This is a genomic window from Micromonospora sp. DT229, from assembly GCF_049844505.1.
In the GTDB taxonomy this organism is placed as follows: domain Bacteria; phylum Actinomycetota; class Actinomycetes; order Mycobacteriales; family Micromonosporaceae; genus Micromonospora.
In genome coordinates this window covers 1-831 of the sequence record NZ_JBNCLD010000053.1, presented here as the reverse complement: position 1 = coordinate 831, position 831 = coordinate 1, and the positions used below count along the sequence as shown (strand labels likewise).

Genomic DNA, 831 nt, shown 5'->3' with positions numbered 1-831 from the left:
CCAACGCCTACGCACCCGCACCGCCACCACCCGACGCCACCGCGGACACCTCAACCCCGCTTAAGTTCGAAGAGCCGCTTTAGCGCGCTGGAAGCGGCTAGGGGAGGGCACCTACTGGCAGTGCCTGGAGGATTGCCTTTCAACGATATTCAGGGTGCTCGCCAGAAAGGTTGATCAGACAATTGATTACTATCGCCAGGCCCTTGAGTCCGACTCTCAGATCTTCAATGAATTAGTTGAGCAAGAGCTAGAGCTCCACTTCGACCGAAACGGTGAATTTTTACTCGATGCGGTTGCTAAGCTTGACCGCAAGCGCTTGTACCAGACCGCCATCGCGGTAGGCGTAACCCTAGAGGAGGTTCATACTTACGCCACACAAGATGAGCGGAGCAAATTCCGATCTCTTAAAAACCTTTACGACCTGAGATTGCAGCGCAGAAAACGCACCGAAGAGGTTGATGCCGACCTGCGCAAGGCCTTGCAAGAAAAGCTTTCGACAGGCGCTGAGGCGCGTCGCGCGTTCGCGCGTTCAGCCTTGGACTACTCCGAACTTCGTGGAATTTTGAGGCGTCGCCTTGAACGTGCCGAGCTCGTGCTCCGCAGCGACAATCCGGACGTTTTTATGGACTACGATCGGGTTAGGTCTGAGGGCGAGCTAAGATCCGCCGTCGGGCTTCCGGTAACGGGCTTACTTGTGGTAGGTGCATACAAGTGGCATCTGGTGTTTCATTCCACGGAATCGCTGGCCGCATTCTACTGAAGTAATCTCAGCGACTTTCCGGTAGGTATTTGTATTCGAAGTGGGTCAGGTGCAGGGCTGCGGCGATGATG

1 protein-coding gene is annotated in these 831 nt (G+C 55.4%); it reads left to right on the top strand.

What is annotated here, in order from left to right; all coding sequences use genetic code 11:
• The first annotated feature begins 154 nt into the window (after positions 1-154).
• The gene (locus ACLQ2T_RS29245; protein ID WP_425769576.1) at positions 155-760 is read left to right on the top strand and encodes a hypothetical protein; all 606 of its coding nucleotides are present in this window, start codon (positions 155-157) and stop codon (positions 758-760) included.
• The last annotated feature ends 71 nt before the right edge of the window (positions 761-831 follow it).